The organism is Sporomusa malonica, assembly GCF_900176355.1.
Lineage (GTDB): Bacteria > Bacillota > Negativicutes > Sporomusales > Sporomusaceae > Sporomusa > Sporomusa malonica.
In genome coordinates, this window is sequence record NZ_FWXI01000009.1 from 147,350 (window position 1) to 162,676 (window position 15,327).

A 15,327-nucleotide genomic window follows, 5' to 3' on the forward strand; every position below is an offset into this window, starting at 1 on the left:
TAGGGAGGCAATATACAATGAAAAAACAGGGTTTTACAATGGTAAAAACAGAGGACCTGTCCCTAGCTGTAATAGCTCATCTTAAAGCTGATTTTATGCCTTATCAAGAACCTGCAGTTATGTGTACATTAGATCACAGGAAGTATCCGCTAGTTTGTGAGGGCGTGTGTTGGCATTGTACGCATAATGCTGATTATTAGGTGCTATCATGTATCTGATTTATAAGTTTAAGATATAATGAGGCGACAATGAATAATATAATTATTAATTCTAACGTGGCAGCTGCCCAGCTTGACAGACTCAACTTTGCAAGTGATATGGCTGCAAACCTGACTCACGAGATACGAAATCCCTTAACTACCGTCCATGGTTTTCTGCAATACTTTAAACGAAAAGAAGAGCAGCAACAGCGTATCGAACTATATGAACTAATGATTAGTGAGCTTGATAAAATCAATCATATTATTACAGAATTTCTTGCGCTTGACAAAAACAAAGCCCTTCGTTTGGACAAACTTAATCTTAATATATTATTACAAAAATTGCTGCCTTCGATTTTATCGAAAGCAGCAGCAAAAGATATCCACATTACGTTAGCCATGCCTGAAATACCAGAGCTCCTCCTTGATAAAGAAGAAATCGGAAAAGCCATTCTCCACTTAGTATATAATGCTATAGAAGCTTCACCACCGCAAGGAACTGTTGTCATTGAAACCAGAGTAACCTCTGAACACATCGCCTTATTAGTAAAGGATTATGGTTCAGGAATTGAAACCAGCGTTCTCGAAAAATTGGGTACCCCTTTTATTACTGATAAAACAAACCGGCTTGGTCTTGGATTACCTCTTTGCCTGCGAATTGCTGAACTCCACAATGCAAGCTTGCATATTGACACCAAAGAAAGTGGTACCACAGTGGGACTATTGTTTAATAAGCCCGAAAGCGTTTGTTCAATACCCTAACAAACCAGCTTGGTTATCTTTAGCTGCTTCTGATTGTTAATATCAAGTACCTGTCCATCTGAAAATCGGATGATACAGTTGCCTTTACCGCTACGGTTCCAGAATACAAGCTGGCCAGTACGCCCATCATTGAGCGCCACATACCGGCCAATCAGTGTCTGACATAGTTCTTGGAGAAAAGGCGTGCTGAACTTTGGTGAAAACTTTCCGGAAAAAGTATCTCCTTGGATAGTATCGATAGCGGCAAATGGGGACACCTCTTCCCCATATACCTTTTTGGAAGTCATCGCGTCATAGGTATCCGCTATCCCCAGTACTTTTGCTATCGGGTGATTCTTAGAAGCATTTGTACGTAGAGGATACCCTGAACCATCATCCCGTTCATGATGTTGCAAAACACCAAAGCGGACAATCTCTGGAATTTCTATATAATTGCGAAAAAACTTAAAGGCAATCGCCGGATGCTGCCGTACCATATTTAATTCCTCATCGGTTAATTTACCGTTTTTATACAGAACCTGCACTGGAATCTCTAATTTACCGATATCATGAAGAATACCTGCTAAAACCAAGTACCTCTGTTGAGCTAAATCAAAGGCTCCACTTGCAGCGCCAATAATATTAGCCAAAATGCCAACATTGATCGAATGGTGAAATAAGTAGTCTTCAGAGCGCGTGGTGGTATGCAGTAATGCAGTCGCGCCAATTCCCCTGGAAGAAAGCCACCTGACTGAGTCAACTATTGAATATAGCAGTTTACAATCTAAATGTTTTTCTAACCGGACAAGCGCAAAACATCTTTTCAAATCCTTTACTGTATTACTATATGCACGTAAAAATTCATTTTCATCTTCAAAGACAACAGCCGGCATGTCGGGCTCACACCGCTCAACACTTACAGCACTTTCCACCTGAGGCACTAACGCTTCATCCACGGCTTCTATTGGCAGGCTTGGATGAGCAAACTCCCGAATTCGGACAGATCCAATACCATAATTAACAAGCTTCTCAATGTGTTTCTCTGTCAGTATGCTGCCCTCATGAAGCAGCACCCCACCATCGGGCGAAAATACTGTTTCTCCAAGCTCCAACCCTGGCCCGAGCTTATTCACCGGATATCTAGTAATACTATAAATCTCAGACATGTGTTTCTCCCCTCTCGAATGCTGCACCTATATAAACTCACTCAATTTTTCTGAACTCGCTATGTAAAGCTATCTTGTTTCAATTATTAGCTATTTTGCAGAAATATACAATATATCTATTGAAATTTGCCAATCTTTATTTATTTTATCATAGATTTTCTGAAAAAAAATAGGCTATGACGTCAAATCCAGCGTCACAGCCTATTACTTTATCTATGAATAGTTATATTCATAGATAAAGTAACCAACCAGTGCTTTTTACACCATCCATAATTCTATTATGCCTTGGTCAGCAACATTCCGTATTTTATAGCATATTCTACCAGTTGGCTTTTTTCTGTACAGCCAAGCTTCTCCATTGTCCTGGTTTTATAGGTGTCTACTGTTTTAACACTAATACAGAGGATTTGGGCAATCCGGCTCATAGAATAGCCCCTGACCATATATTTCAATACCTCACGTTCACGATGTGTCAATATAACATAAGGATCATTAGACTGTGTCACGGGAATTTCCGTAAGCAGCGTATTTAACAGTAACTGCGCATTCCCGTGGCTCAAATATCGCTGACCTTTCGCCACCGTGCGAACAGCCTCAAAAAGCTCAGTATCTACCGCCTGTTTCTCCACATATCCCAGTGCTCCGGCCTGCATAGCCGTTTTTAAGTACTGCTCATCTTCATACATAGTAAGCACAAGGATTTTTATTGAGAACCCTCTGCTTTTGATTTCTTTAATGCACTCCAGGCCACCCATGTTCGGCATTGCCAGATCAGTAATTAACACATCAGCGGTTACTCTTTCCAATAACTGCAGCAGTTGTTCCCCGTCAGAGGCCTCACCTGCCACTACCAAATCCGGCTCATTATTAAGCAAAAGCTTTAACCCTGTCCTCAGCACTGAATGATCGTCGGCAAGAATAATTTTAATTTTAGACATCTATTCACCCCAAAAATTTCGGTAAGATTACAACAACAGTGGTGCCGCCTTCTTTCCCAGATTCGATACTGAGACTACCACCAAGCATTTCTGCCCGCTCTCGCATACCATAAATGCCTACACGGTTTTTATAGTACGCTGACTGTACTGTCCTGGTACCAATACCAAGTCCATCATCTTTTATTACCATAGTTACCTGGTTTTCACTGACATCCAAAGTAACATACACCTGAGATGCCTGGGCATGTTTGGCAATATTAGTAAGGCTTTCTTGCAAAATACGATACAAGGCCAAAGAAACCTCGCTCCCTATCACCACATTATCCTCAAGCACAGAAAAATGTACAGCCAAGCCCTGCTGTTCGCTAAAAGTCTGTATATATCTCTTCATAGCAGCCGGCAGGCCCAAATCATCTAACACCGGTGGCCTAAGCTCTACTGCTATTTTCCTCAATCCGCCCAATGCGTCCATTGCCACATTGCGGGCAGCGAATAAGACCTGCTTTTGTTCCTCTTCAACAAGTTTGGACAGCAACAATTTCATGTAGGCTAACAACGATGCCAAAAGCTGTCCGGTTTCATCGTGCAATTCCCGCGACAAACGTTTGCGTTCTTCTTCCTGTACAGAGAATAATTTCTTTATAAGCTCGGCTCTCAGAACTTCCTTCGTCCTAAGATCTTCCAATAACCGGTTATTTTCCAACTGTTTCTCGCGGAGACTCTGGGCCATATCATTAAACACTTTTGATAATTGCCCCACTTCATCTTGATGCGGTATGTCGGCATATACCTGGAAATTCCCTCGCCGAATCTGTTCAGCCGCTTGGGTAAGACTGCGTAACGGTGAAATAATAACAAAAGCCAAATAGGTAGCACCAGCGGCAGCAAAGACACCAACTAAAAAAATAAGAACAATAAAATCCTTCATTCTCTTATTCATTATTTGTTCAGTACCTTTTTCAGACATACCCACTCGCACATAACCGATAGCACCATTTTCAATTGGCATTACTATTTCACGAATCAATCCCTCATTGCTATTGTATTTTGTAACTTGATAACTGCTAATAGCACTATTCGTATCACTGGATAATAAAACGGGCGGCTGCATCGTCACACCAGCTGGCAACCCTTTGGGTAAACTGTTCTCAAAAGTATGGGCTAAAACCCGACCGGCAGAATCGCTGATGATAATATAACGTACATCATCGGTGTTCTGTTTTGTTTTGTTCACGCGATCAAAAAGAGCATAGTGGTCATCTAATAAGATGTCATTACTGCTCAATACACCAAGATACGAGGCTAGTTCAGCACCCCTTTTCTCCATCTGATCTTCAATTAGATGCGTGGCTGTTTTAGTCATAATAAACCCCATAAACAGGCTTATCAGTAGCAGCATGACAAGAATAATTCCATTGATTTTAAAGTAGATACTTAAACGTCTAAGCCATTTCATAAGGTAAGGCTTGTCCGATCATAAAGTTTTTTCAGCGGCTCAAAGAGTTGAGGTGTAGGCATGACAAAACGGTCAATAATTAACTTTCTCATAGCGGTATCTGTTTCAGGATCGTTGTGCATCGCTAGGAAGATACTCCGCAGTTGCTCTTTTTGCTCAGCGCTCATACTCTTCCTCACAGCTATTGGTCCTGTGGGCGCTGGGCCGATGGTAGTAATTACCCGCACTTTATCAACCAGTTCAGGGGTTTTCAGCTTAGCATACTCGAAAATTTGGCTGTCAAAACTGGCCCCGTCAGCTAGTTTATTTGCAACCGCCCATAACGATTTATCATGACTATACGTATAAAAAAACCGCCTGAAAAAAGTCTCAGGTACAGCATTCCTTTTACGAAGGTAGTCTTCGATAACCATATGCCCGGAATAACTTAGCGGATCAGTAAAAGCAAATACTTTCCCCTGTAAATCAGCAATACTTTGAATATTGCTGTCCTTGGGAACAATGACTTCTGCATTATATAAGATACTGCCACCATATTCGGCCATTACCAGCAGCTCAATTTCATTCATACCCCGGTATGAGCTGTATGCACCTGTTGACATAAATGCAATATCTACATCGCCGTTGGCTAACAGCATATTCACTTCCGCATAGGTTTTACGCTGGACGAGCACTGCCGGACGACCAGTTTTGCGTGAAACATTCATGGCAATCTCCCGATAGTATGTTATCGTCTCATGTGGAGACAGCACTGAGGCCAGCGCTATTAAAATCGGTCGTTGGGCTGATTCATTCTTGTTATATAAGGATGGCATTTCGCCAGACTGCGTAAAGTCGATATAGGGTGTTGTCCCGCCAAAACGACAACCAACGCTTAAAACTATCACACTAAATAACAGCAACACAGCTGCTAATCCTTGCTTTGTCTTCATATACCACCTAGGTTTATCTATACTAAAATGTATTTTTTATCTACCTTAATATTATAATTGTCCACCCGAGTTGTCTACTTAAATATTTTTCATACAATAAGCAGCAAAAGCTTCTTTGCGCGGGTTATACTAGGATCTATATACTAAGTAACAAAGATAATGAGGTGCATGGCTGATGGATAAAACAAGTGAAATTGCTCAAGTCTGGAACCATAAAGACCAGTTGGAACAAATTATCACAGCAGGATTACACGGTGTACCTGAGATAAAAAGAGATGAAAAACGTGCCTATTTAGGGGTCTTCAGAGAGCAGGTAATTACTTACCTCACTCAAGGACAAGTGAAAGAGACAGCCATATACCCGGAAATCAAACAGGCGTTAGGGCATGAGAAGTTTCATAAGATGATCATCAACGGCAGCATTGATCACCACTCAACCAGCAAATATCAGCTACTTGCAAAAAAACTACAAAAATCTTATACAATAATCGTTGATTCTGACCCAGATGAAGCAGCCGGCCTCGTTGTGGCAAGCGACGAGGCTGTCGATATTGAGTCTGCAGCTGTTAAAAACCGCTATACCCGTCTGCAAGAACGTGACGTCCCAGAAAAACTAATTACCGCAGCTGGTAAAAAAATATGCAGCGACTGCTTAAATATTATCCTCAAAACTGATCCACGGGAAGAAATAAACTACTCCCCGCTCTCCTGGTTAGATAGACTTACCGGCGACCGCTGCCCCGCCCACGATGATTAGCTATTGATACCCATTGAAAAAGCCAGTTAGAGTCAGTAAAATTAGAGCAGGACTTTAACTCAAATAAAGGACGTGATCTTAGTCATGATGCGTATTATCGTAGCACCAGACTCCTATAAAGGCAGCCTGTCAGCTGTCGCTGTGGCGACGGCTATGGAGCAGGGAATCCTTTCAGTGTTCCCCAATGCCGAAGTACATAAAGTTCCTATCGCGGACGGTGGCGAAGGAACAGTAGAAGCTTTGGTAACAGCCACAAATGGCCGTATCCTCTGTCAAGAGGTACTCGGCCCCTTAGGTCAGCCTGTAGAAGCTTTTTGGGGGATACTGGGTGATGGCGAAACAGCCGTCATAGAAATGGCAGCCGCTTCAGGGCTTACCCTTGTACCCAAAGAACAACGCGACCCGCGAGTCACCACCACTTTTGGCACAGGCCAACTCATTAAAACAGCCCTTGACCAAGGCATACAAAAGATCATTATCGGTATTGGCGGCAGTGCAACCAATGATGGCGGGGCCGGTATGGCGCAAGCATTGGGAGCAAAATTCCTTGATGCTGCTGGCAAAGAACTCACTTACGGCGGGGCTGCTCTAGCAAGTCTGGCAGCCATTGACCTATCCGGACTAGATACTCGCTTGAGCCAGACCGCGATCATGGTAGCTTGTGATGTTGACAACCCCTTATGCGGACCAAGAGGAGCCGCTGCGGTATATGGGCCGCAAAAGGGAGCTACTCCAGCAATGGTAGCCGAACTGGATGACGCGCTTAAGCAATTTGCTGCTATTGCCAAAGCAGCAACAGGCAAGGACGTAGCTGAACTGCCGGGAGCTGGTGCGGCTGGCGGCTTAGGCGCCGGTCTACTGTTCTTTACCAATGCTCAACTTAGACCAGGAGTAGAGATAGTGCTCGATACCACCGGGTTTGAGAGCATTGTTAAGGAGGCCTCGCTAGTTATTACAGGTGAAGGCAACACCGATTTCCAGACAGCTTTTGGCAAAGCACCTGTCGGCGTAGCCAAGATCGCCAGCCAATATAACGTTCCTACTGTCTGCCTGTCCGGGGGGCTCGGAACAGACCACGAACATGTTCTGGAATGCGGCATAGACGGACTTATGAGCATTGTTCCTCATCCCATGTCGCTTGACGAATGTGTCACCTCTGCCGATTCGCTTGTTAAGGCAGCTGCAATCAGGTTGTGCAGATTGCTTAATGTCGGAATGAGTATTTCGCAGAAATAAATGAACTATTATGCCAAAAGTGGCAGCCTACTCAACTAGGCTGCCACTTTTTTCGTTCTCAACACTTGCAATGCTCGCCTTACTATTTATTTGTTGTATCTAACAAGTACATGTCTCTCCACTAATATCCTCATACCCTGAGATAATTACCTCAATCTCGCCAGTTTGGGGATCAAGCATAAGTCCATGGATAGGAACATCCTTAGGGATGAGCGGGTTAGTTCTTATTTGTTGAACAACATGCTTGACATTTTCGACAGGATGATGAAAACTGTCCAACCAGGTTTCCAGGTCTTTTTCAATCATCTTAATAGCTCCAGGACAAATTCCTCTTGCCAGCATTTTAGAGATCAATCTGTCTGCCGTAGCGTGGGCAATCCCACAGTCATAATGGCCAATCACCATGATTTCTTTTACATCAAGCTCGAATATTGACACAAGCAGGCTGCGAATTGAAGAATTAAACAGGCCGGTAATAGTGTTACCTGCATTTTTAATGACCTTAGCTGCCCCCCGTTCAATCCCCAATGCCGGTTCGAGGAAGTCAACCAACCGAGTATCCATACAGGTGAATATTGCTAAATTCTTGCTAGGAATTTTGCTTACCGGCATTTCCGATTCGCGTTCTTTCTGCGCTCTTTTTTCTAGAAAGTCTTGATTAGCCTGCAACACCTGTCCTAACATACTCATAAAACCCAACCCTTTCAATGATACCCTTATCAAGCATTATCCTAAATAACACAAGAATGTACTACCAGCTCTTTGTTACCATTATAGCAAAATTCCAAAACTAAACATATTTCGTTAAGACTATTTTTTTAGTATTTTTAATGACTGCATTAAAAATATTCTTTGTTTATATTCAGCAAAAATTCGTCGCCCCAGTGGATGCACATGAAAAAGCACTCTCTGCATTCACCGGGGCGGCAGACAGTGCTTGGGGCAAATATATCATTAGGTAACTAGTGTGTTAACGCAAGAATTTAATTGTAACACCAGGCAGATATTTAACAATAGTACCAAATAACTCACTGGTAAACCCTTCATCTTCAAGCATTTGTTCGATTGTACTTCTTTCAAGTACGCCATATGGCTTAACCAATCCAAGAAAAGGATGATGTATTCCCGAATCAAGTTTGCCACATTCTACACTTTGTATATGGATTCCATCAAGGTGAAATGTGTATTCACCAATAACCTGGCCCTCCTGGGTAACCTGAAGCCCGGCCTTGTTTTTCCGGCCAGCGAGAACGCTATTAGCTACTGAATACATATAAGGATGTTTTTCTTTGATTATCCCTATCATCTTTTCGCGAAAAGGCAGAACCTTTTCTTTAATTAATTGATCTGTATCAGTCATAATACACCTCCGTCTCTTATATCCTAACATAGTATGATACTATGTTACCTTACTCATTAGGACAGGCTATAAGCCTACCGATACAATAAATAGTAGCTGGACATTGCACTACTAAGCAGTTCTTTTTCTTCCAGTTCTTGCGAAGCTACAGACTTCCCATTTGGAATTTCCAAGTCATCCGGACAAGCATTACCCCCGCAGATATTGTCATTTTTATTGTGCTTCAATTACCTCACTCCTTCTACCTCTATTATGCTTCGAATTTACTGTTTTAATTTCAAATCGCTTAAATGGTTGCATAATAAAGAAAACACGGCTTGCGCCGAGCCTTAGCGAAAGCGGAAGCCGATGTTGCCCTTATCCAGACGGAAAGTTATGCTTTCTAACAGGACAAAAATGCCGCCCACCTAAAAGGTAGACGGCCTATGCGCAACCACACAACTATGCGGGCGGTACTTAGATTAGTTGTGTTTTTATCCATGCGACTAATTTGTATTAGATTGAGCTGCAATCATTATCAAACGAGCATAACAGCAGGATAATTATAATAATAATTATCACCCAACTGCTGCCGCGACCACCACACCCGCCGCCAAAACCGAATCCCATGGGTATACCTCCTTTACTATGTAGTGGGGGTAAGATAATACATAGTATGATATATAGGGGTGTTTTGCTACTGAATGCTGATTAATAAAGAAAACACGGCTTACGCTGATCCTTGGGTAAAAGCAAACCGCCCACCCGAAGGTGGACGGCTTATGACACAACCGAATAACTAAGCGGGCGGTACTCATAGATTAGTTGTGTTTAATGTGGGCGAAACAATTGTCAGCAGGTTGGACTGCAATCATCGTCAAAGCAGCAGAATAATAAGATGATTATAATGATAATTATAATCCAACTGCCACCACGGCCACCACAACCTCCAAATCCAAATCCCATAGGTAAAGACCTCCTTTACAATATATAGGGGGAGATATTGTATAGTATGAAGTATAGAGGAATTTTGCGACCGCCTGCCGATGCTATATAAAAAAGAAAGAGCCCCCTAAAGGAGCTCTTTCTTTTTGCATCTACCACCATCTATCGGGTTTGAACAAATTATTGAATAGCACCATAAATATACCACTAAAGCATAAACCTAAAACGCCAAAGGCAAATAGAGAAAATATATAATCTAGCATTTGACATAACCCCCTCATGCTTTAGCTTCTACTTAAAGCATAACGTAGTATGACAAATAATTCCATGGACAAAAGTCCTAATTTGTTAGTACTTACTTCCCGTTTATTGTCAATATCTATCAATTAATGATTTTTACCTGTTTAATTTTATCTAAACCTGGAAATAGTACTAACGTAACATCTACTTTCCTCTCTCCTTTGTAACTCCTCGGCATACATGTATGCTGGGGAGTTTTCTTTATGTACTGGGCCATATAATTCTTCATAGGTTATATGGCAACATGCATAACCTATGAGGCTCTCAATCCAAACCTTATTGAAAGTCAGGGAAGTCTTCAAATCTCCCTAAAACCTTTAATGTTTCCTTAGCTTCTTCGATCGTAGCGCCCAGTCTTTCCACTTTTCTTGTATTAGCATTCAATAATAGAAATTCACCACTTGAAACGACTACCTGCTCTTCCATATCGTCACTAAACCAGAAACTTGTAAATCCTGAATTAATTACTGGCATGTGAACCATCTCCTTTTGGTGACTTTTTTAGAATATTCGGCAAAATAACAATAATTCCTGCAGGATTTTCATATATAATATGCAATTATGTTTCTCTGTCCGGTTGCCGCTCATACGTATAATGAACCCAGCAGTCTTTATTATGGCTGCTGGTTAAGCTGCGTCTTTCTGCTGCTCTCTTGATAGCTGATCCCAACGGTCATCTCCCGTAAAATCAATGACCTTCTGATTCCGAATGGCGTCAGCTACTATATCTCTTACAGGTATACAGGTATCGTGGAGGTTTTGGCCATTCTGGAACATGGTAAACCCATCACCACCTGCCGCCATAAAGTCGTTAGTAACTACTTTATACGTCTTTTCTAGGTCAAGCTGAGTGCCGTCAGCTAGAGTCACAGCAATAACCCGTCCCTTGGCAGCATCATATGATACTTTTATTCCTGAATACTGTATCATACCAACTTTATCGTTCATTAGCCCATATTCCAAGACTTTCAGAATTTCCTTACCAGTCATAGCTACCGTGCACAGCGTATTGTCAAATGGTAGTACTTCATAAAGATTTCCCATAGTAACAGTTCCGGCAGAAATACCAGTGCGAAGTCCACCTGTATTTTGAAAAGCTATGTCAGCCTCTGTTGCTTGCCGCATATTATCTGTAATGAATTGCCCTAGCAGCGTTTCGGAAAGTTCGTATCTATCATGGCTAAGTGCATGCGCAGCATGACCAACAATAACATTTTTAACCGTCTCTAGCTCTCGCTGGGATTCTTCAAGCATCACTTGAGTATCCCGATCTGCCAGCAGACCGGAAACTGGCAGCTTATCCACGCTAACGTTAGTACTCTCAACTTTGTGACTCACTTTATTATAAAAGAGCTCAATCTTGCCTACAGCCCTCCCGTTATAGCCTGCCTGAACAACCGGTACACTCCCCACTTTGCCACTAACCAGTTGATGAGAGTGTCCAGAAACTATAGCATCAACACCTACAGCTTGTATTGCAAGAGTAGCAGCTTCGCCACTTATATTCCCGCGCTCATCCATAAAGCTAGCAAGATGAGTTAATACCACAATGACATCTGCCCCTTGCTGCTTGAGTTTAGGTACAAGGGAGTTAACTGTTTTAGCCGGATCTGCAAAAGTATAGTTAGCTATTATTTTCGGATTGGTCTTAAAGGCTGTTTCAGGAGTAGCAATCCCAATCACCCCGATATTTACGCCGTTGCGCTTTAGAATAGTATAAGGCTTTACATACTCAATGGGCTTACCCGAACTCTTGTCCAGTATATTCGCGCAAACATAAGGAAACTTCGACTGGGCGATACGCTGCTTCAGAATGTCGATACCCCAGTCAAACTCATGATTACCAAGGGTCATGGCATCAAAACCAGCATAGTTCATAACATCAACCACACTTTTACCGCGTAGAAGGTTAGAATCCAGACTTCCTTGAAACATGTCGCCAGCGCTAAACAGTAACGTCCCATCCGGGTTTTGGGCTTTAGCCTCTTTTAGAAACTGCGCCAATTTAGCGGCACCCAGGTTTTTACCACTCTCAACCAGCGCACCATGAAAATCATTAACGCTCAGTATTTGTAAATGTATAATGTCATTGCTGCCAGCGCTTTCAGCAGCAACATGTTCAACCATTAACGTCATGCTTAGCATAAAAGAGATGAGCAATAGGCAGTGTTTAAATTTAGATACTACTATTTTCCTATGTACCTTCCCCATAAGCTTCCCCCCTAGTTTGTTTCGTCTTTATTTTTCTATTATATCCGAAACTAGTTTAGTTCCGACGCTACCATCTCAATAAACTCCTCAACCAGTTCCGGGTCGAATTGAGACCCGGCGCATCTTCTGATTTCTTCGATCGCCTCTTTGTAGCTCATGGCTTTTCGGTAAGGCCGGTCGCTGGTCATGGCATCATAGGCGTCGACGATCGCCATGATCCTGCATTCGACTGGAATATCTTTGCCAGCAAGCCCCAAGGGGTAGCCATTGCCGTTCCAGTGTTCCTGGTGCTTCAAAATCCAATCGGCGATAGGCTCCAGATCGGGGGAGGATCGGGCGATGCGGTGACCGATCTCGCAGTGGCGGCGCATAATGACCATCTCCTCTTCAGTCAACTTGCCAGGCTTGTTTAAAATGCCATCGGGAATTCCAACCTTGCCGATATCGTGGAACTTGGCGAAAAGGCGAAGGTCGGCGACAGCGCCTTGGGGAAACTGCAGCCGCTGCCCCATTCTTTCTATTAGTTCTCCAAGCCGGTCGGCATGGCCTTCGGTGATATGGTCACGGGCTTCGAGCGCCTTCATCATGGTTTGGACGAGAGCGCTGCGAGAGCTCTGCTGCTGGTGCATCTTCTGGCGGTACATGTTGTTGTCTGCCTCTTTGAAGACCATGTCAATATGGGCGCCTTCCAAGTCGGTCGCCCAGCCGAGCGACAGGCTCAACGGCAGGTTGGGGTTTTCTTTGTTGTAGTCAGCCACAGCCTTTTTATACTGCTTTTCGAGTGCTTCCATCAGATGCTTTGTAGTATCGAACAGTACGACTGCGAACTCGTCACCGCCGATCCGGGCGGTGAAGCCGGGTTGCGTTATGTTCGCATCCAAGATGGCTGCCACTTTTTTTAACAATTCGTCGCCATAGCGATGGCCTAGTGTATCATTAATAAGCTTGAGACCATCGACATCGCAGACGAATATGCCAATGCTTTTGTGTCCTTCGGTTTGCAAGCGCAGCGCCTCTTCCTCAAAGTGGGCTCTGTTATAAACGCCAGTGAGGGCATCGCGCAGGCTAAGAAATCTCAGGCGTTCTTCCATCTGCTTGCGTTGAGTGATTTCCCTCATGATGGCCAGGCATCTGGTCTCACCATGGATGACGGCCCGGGAAGCGTGGATTTCCAGGACGAGGCGGCGACCGGCCCGATCCGCCGTTTCCCGTTCGTAAAGCAGCGAACCCTCCTCGATCGACTTACGTATTCGGCCCAGCTCCTCCTCCACATTGGCAGGAGAGACGATCGCCACTAGTCCGAGTTGCCTGAATTCCTGTTCGGAATAGCCGAACAGTTCAGTAGCCTGGCGATTGACTGCCAGAATATCGCCATTTTCAGGGTCCTTAACGATAATCACATCACTTGCGGCATTAAAGATTTCTTCTATCGTCTGGTAACTCTCTTCGAGCTTCGTATTTGCTGCGATGACTGCTGTATACAAACGGCGTAGTTCATCTTCGTTCGCCGTTAATTCTTCATAAGAGGCGGTCAGTTCTTCATGAGTGGCGGTCAATTCTTCATAAGTGGTAGTCAGTTCTTGGTGGCTCCTCTGGAGGCGCTCCTCGCTTTTTTCAAGTGCCGCCTGTGCCCTTTTTCGGATAACGCGGTTGATCAAGAGTACGGCAATAAGAACCCCCTGTAAGACTAACAGGCAAATCCCGCCAATGATCTGCCACTTATACAATTCCCAAATGCTTGTTTCCTTAAATTCAATTTTGCTGTCAAACGGCAGCTTATTCTCATCTGTCCCCCAGCGTTTCAGCTGCCGCCAATCAAACCGATAAGCTCCTATCGGTTCATTAGTCACCGGAATCTCGGCCGCGTCCCCCCCCAATAATATGGCTGTACCAATTTCCGCCGCCCTTCGGCCCAATGCCTCATGATTAATGAGAAAACCTCCCGTAATCCCGCTGCCCATGTAAGTATCCAGCATGCCGTATACCGGCACATGTGCGATGCGTGCGATTTCTTTTACAGCTTCGGCAGGCACTAGAACCTTGCCATTCACATCGATCTGCATGGAAAGATACATGATAGCAGCGTCATCCCCGGTTGTATTTAGCTTTTCCAGCATCATTTCAAAGGGCAACTCGTTCAGAGGAATGAATTTAATCCTTTCTTTATACAATTCCCCCTGTTGCAGTGTGCTGGCTACCATATCACGCTCTGACGAACTCACACCAGCCACAATATATATCTTTCGGGTGGCAGGATGATTCTGGAGAATCAAATCAATGTTCCTTTTTGCATTAAACGATGCTGTTACTCCTGTAAAGTTGGCAGGCAAATTTATTGTGCTATAATTTTCGATCTCCAACCCTGCAAAGACGACCGGCACGTCGCCGAATATCTGTTTTCCATACTGATTCATAAACTGTAATGCCTGTTTATATTGCACAATAATTAAGTCAGGCTTCTCTTTCGAATATTTGATTTTTAAGGATTCAGCCATTGTTTTGAAGTAATTTTCATTTGATGGACGTGCCGCCAACTGCAAGTTTTCATGATAATAGATAATATTAAGCGGAGAATGCTCTTTAAATTCCGCAAATACGCCTTGCAGGAACCACTGGCTTCCAAGGTAATTAATGTTGTATGAAGGCAGAACCAATACCCTCCTGGTTTGGGTCTGAACCGGCTCGGCCGCCAAGCAGAAAGAGCCAGAGATACCAAAGAGCAACGCAATGAAACAGGCGATTGTAACTGTCCTAATGTTTCTTGGGCGCACCAAATATACAATCTTGCAGATAATCCTTAAACGCGCTTCCCAAGTACGCTCAACCATTAGATCCCCCCCTTTAACAGATGGATTCATTGTTATCCAGTAATTTAGTGCACCACTGATTTCACAGATGTCAACATGAGAGGATATTTTATCCAGATAGAAGTATTGAAAATGTTCGCTGTATTTTTGTATAATCCTGTAAGAAAATATCAAAACCAATCGATTATTACAATTTTTCAAATTATTTACCAATATTTTTTTCAATCACATTATACTTTTCTTCCAAACCCGTTCTTCATATAACATAAAGAAACACGGCTTGCGCCGATCCTCTGGCG

Annotated in this window: 14 protein-coding genes; 4 read left to right on the top strand and 10 right to left on the bottom strand. The window is 43.3% G+C overall.

Annotation, left to right across the window (positions count from 1 at the left end; translation table 11 throughout):
- Positions 1 to 17 precede the first annotated feature (17 nt).
- Together B9A22_RS12350 and B9A22_RS12355 are read left to right on the top strand one after the other, a co-directional pair.
- The gene (locus tag B9A22_RS12350) at positions 18 to 200 is read left to right on the top strand and encodes a hypothetical protein (RefSeq protein ID WP_084576035.1); all 183 of its coding nucleotides are present in this window, start codon (positions 18 to 20) and stop codon (positions 198 to 200) included.
- Between the two features lie 48 nt (positions 201 to 248).
- Entirely contained in the window at positions 249 to 962 is a 714-nt protein-coding gene (locus tag B9A22_RS12355) for an ATP-binding protein (protein WP_084576036.1), read from the top strand.
- On the opposite strand, the gene B9A22_RS12360 is transcribed toward B9A22_RS12355, so the two are convergent.
- The 4 genes from B9A22_RS12360 to B9A22_RS12375 all read right to left on the bottom strand — a co-directional run bounded on the left by B9A22_RS12360 (position 959) and on the right by B9A22_RS12375 (position 5,433).
- The gene (locus B9A22_RS12360) at positions 959 to 2,107 is read right to left on the bottom strand and encodes an HD-GYP domain-containing protein (RefSeq protein WP_084576037.1); all 1,149 of its coding nucleotides are present in this window, start codon (positions 2,105 to 2,107) and stop codon (positions 959 to 961) included. The two genes, B9A22_RS12355 and B9A22_RS12360, sit on opposite strands and share 4 nt — an antisense overlap.
- A gap of 278 nt (positions 2,108 to 2,385) precedes the next feature.
- On the bottom strand, positions 2,386 to 3,045 hold the full coding sequence (locus B9A22_RS12365; RefSeq protein ID WP_084576038.1) for a response regulator transcription factor: 660 nt from the start codon (positions 3,043 to 3,045) through the stop codon (positions 2,386 to 2,388).
- A 4-nt stretch (positions 3,046 to 3,049) separates the two neighbouring features.
- Positions 3,050 to 4,501 carry a sensor histidine kinase gene (locus B9A22_RS12370; protein ID WP_084576039.1) on the bottom strand — a complete coding sequence of 484 codons (1,452 nt, stop codon included), beginning with the start codon at positions 4,499 to 4,501 and terminating at the stop codon, positions 3,050 to 3,052.
- Positions 4,498 to 5,433, bottom strand: a complete 936-nt coding sequence (locus B9A22_RS12375) for a substrate-binding domain-containing protein (RefSeq protein WP_084576040.1) — start codon at positions 5,431 to 5,433, stop codon at positions 4,498 to 4,500. The genes B9A22_RS12370 and B9A22_RS12375 overlap by 4 nt, the downstream gene beginning before the upstream one ends.
- A 175-nt stretch (positions 5,434 to 5,608) precedes the next feature.
- Here B9A22_RS12375 and B9A22_RS12380 point away from each other — a divergent pair, with 175 nt between their 5' ends.
- Together B9A22_RS12380 and B9A22_RS12385 are read left to right on the top strand one after the other, a co-directional pair.
- A complete protein-coding gene (locus B9A22_RS12380; protein WP_084576041.1) occupies positions 5,609 to 6,190 on the top strand; it encodes a YueI family protein in 582 nt (193 codons plus the stop codon).
- An 87-nt stretch (positions 6,191 to 6,277) separates the two neighbouring features.
- On the top strand, positions 6,278 to 7,426 hold the full coding sequence (locus tag B9A22_RS12385; RefSeq protein WP_084576080.1) for a glycerate kinase: 1,149 nt from the start codon (positions 6,278 to 6,280) through the stop codon (positions 7,424 to 7,426).
- 99 nt (positions 7,427 to 7,525) lie between these two features.
- Here B9A22_RS12385 and B9A22_RS12390 read toward each other — a convergent pair whose 3' ends face one another.
- From B9A22_RS12390 to B9A22_RS12410, 6 genes are all read right to left on the bottom strand, one after another.
- On the bottom strand, positions 7,526 to 8,116 hold the full coding sequence (locus tag B9A22_RS12390) for a beta-class carbonic anhydrase (protein WP_084576042.1): 591 nt from the start codon (positions 8,114 to 8,116) through the stop codon (positions 7,526 to 7,528).
- 280 nt (positions 8,117 to 8,396) lie between these two features.
- Complete coding sequence (locus tag B9A22_RS12395) at positions 8,397 to 8,786, bottom strand: hypothetical protein (protein WP_084576043.1); 390 nt, start codon at positions 8,784 to 8,786, stop codon at positions 8,397 to 8,399.
- Positions 8,787 to 8,860: 74 nt separating this feature from the next.
- Positions 8,861 to 9,013, bottom strand: coding sequence for a hypothetical protein (locus B9A22_RS25420; RefSeq protein WP_176215501.1), 153 nt, complete (start codon positions 9,011 to 9,013; stop codon positions 8,861 to 8,863).
- A gap of 1,273 nt (positions 9,014 to 10,286) precedes the next feature.
- Positions 10,287 to 10,484 (bottom strand): hypothetical protein, encoded by a 198-nt coding sequence (locus tag B9A22_RS12400; RefSeq protein WP_084576044.1) that lies wholly within the window; start codon positions 10,482 to 10,484, stop codon positions 10,287 to 10,289.
- A 153-nt stretch (positions 10,485 to 10,637) separates the two neighbouring features.
- Positions 10,638 to 12,221 carry a bifunctional metallophosphatase/5'-nucleotidase gene (locus B9A22_RS12405; protein ID WP_084576045.1) on the bottom strand — a complete coding sequence of 528 codons (1,584 nt, stop codon included), beginning with the start codon at positions 12,219 to 12,221 and terminating at the stop codon, positions 10,638 to 10,640.
- A gap of 50 nt (positions 12,222 to 12,271) precedes the next feature.
- Entirely contained in the window at positions 12,272 to 15,253 is a 2,982-nt protein-coding gene (locus B9A22_RS12410; RefSeq protein ID WP_084576046.1) for an ABC transporter substrate binding protein, read from the bottom strand.
- Positions 15,254 to 15,327: the final 74 nt, after the last annotated feature.